Source organism: Pseudomonas sp. (assembly GCF_050739655.1).
In the GTDB taxonomy this organism is placed as follows: Bacteria; Pseudomonadota; Gammaproteobacteria; order Pseudomonadales; family Pseudomonadaceae; genus Aquipseudomonas.
The window spans coordinates 1-1,349 of sequence record NZ_JBOIBY010000114.1 but is presented as its reverse complement, the minus strand read 5'-3'; the positions used below and the strand labels follow the sequence as shown (position 1 = coordinate 1,349).

Annotated in this window: 2 protein-coding genes; one reads left to right on the top strand and one right to left on the bottom strand. The window is 57.0% G+C overall.

The window, feature by feature from the left end:
* Positions 1–60 precede the first annotated feature (60 nt).
* Positions 61–588 (bottom strand): YceD family protein, encoded by a 528-nt coding sequence (locus tag ACRESJ_RS06205; protein ID WP_007942001.1) that lies wholly within the window; start codon positions 586–588, stop codon positions 61–63.
* A gap of 105 nt (positions 589–693) precedes the next feature.
* Here ACRESJ_RS06205 and ACRESJ_RS06200 point away from each other — a divergent pair, with 105 nt between their 5' ends.
* Entirely contained in the window at positions 694–1,272 is a 579-nt protein-coding gene (locus tag ACRESJ_RS06200) for a Maf family protein (RefSeq protein WP_431757124.1), read from the top strand.
* The last annotated feature ends 77 nt before the right edge of the window (positions 1,273–1,349 follow it).

Genomic DNA, 1,349 nt, shown 5'->3' with positions numbered 1-1,349 from the left:
CGCATGTCACGGGCAGAGCGGGATTTTTTGTTCTGCTGAACAGCCATAATTGATTAACTCCTAAACGTTTGGGTCACGCTTTAACTGCGCCAATACACTGAACGGGTTGGACCGCGTTACCTCGTCCTCGCTCGGTTCGGGTTCATCTGCTCCCGCCGGCTGCTGGCATTCTTCCGGATGATGAGCAGGCACAATGGGCAAGGCGAGCAGAAGCTCCTCCTCGATCAGTGACTGCAGATCCAAAGGATCTTCGCCCAGTTCCAGCACGTCATAACCTTTCGGCAACGACTGGGTATTCGCACCCTCCTTCACCACAGCGTAACTGCATTCGCTATGGATCGGCAGGGTGACCAGCTCAAGACAACGCTGGCAAACCATTTTGACTTCAGTGTCGATAAAGCTGTGGATGACCACAGATTTACGTTCATCTCGTTCAAAAACGAATTTAGCCTGCACCGTACCGACATTGTCGGAAAGCGGGTCGCAGAGTCTCTCCAAATCGGCCAGCAGCATTTCACCTTGAAGGGTGGTGCCACGATCAGCCAATTTGCGCGGGTCAACGTGAGGTGGAATCGGGTCATTCAACATAGGCGCAGCATTATAGGGATGCACCCGCCCATGTCAAAGGAAATTCAGCCCTGTCCGTCACTTGGAAGCCCCGCTAGAATTCATGCCTGTCATTTGGAGTTGCGCATGCTGCCATTATTACTCGCTTCCAGCTCGGTCTATCGCCGGGATTTGCTGGCCCGCCTGCGATTGCCATTCACTTGCAGCTCGCCGGATATCGACGAAAGCCATCGACCGAACGAGTCCGCCATCGATCTGGTAAAACGCCTCGCCGAACAGAAAGCCCGCGCACTGGCCCACAGCCATAGCGCTCACCTGATCATCGGCTCCGACCAGGTCGCCGTGCTCGGCGACAAGATCATCGGCAAGCCCCACACCTTCGAAAAGGCTCGCGAACAGCTGCTGGCCTCGAGCGGCGCGAGCGTGACCTTCCTGACAGGCCTGGCGCTGCTGAACAGCCAGACCGGCCAATGCCAGGTCGACTGCATCCCCTTCACCGTTCACATGCGCACCCTCGACAGCGCACGCATCGAACGCTACCTGCGCGCCGAACAGCCCTACGACTGCGCTGGCAGCTTCAAGGCCGAAGGCTTGGGTGTAAGCCTGTTCCAGAGCACCAAAGGACCTGACGCCACCAGCCTCGTCGGCCTGCCGCTGATACGACTGGTGGATATGCTGCTGGCCGAAGGCGTACAAATACCCTGAATAGCAAAAGAACGCAGCCTGCGGCAGCTCCTACACAATCTCTGTAGGAGCTGCCGCAGGCTGCGATCTTTTAATCC

Coding starts and splice junctions, on each gene's coding strand:
- ACRESJ_RS06205 (WP_007942001.1), bottom strand. CDS start 588: ATGTTGAATGACCCGATTCCACCTCACGTTGACCCGCGCAAATTGGCT.
- ACRESJ_RS06200 (WP_431757124.1), top strand. CDS start 694: ATGCTGCCATTATTACTCGCTTCCAGCTCGGTCTATCGCCGGGATTTG.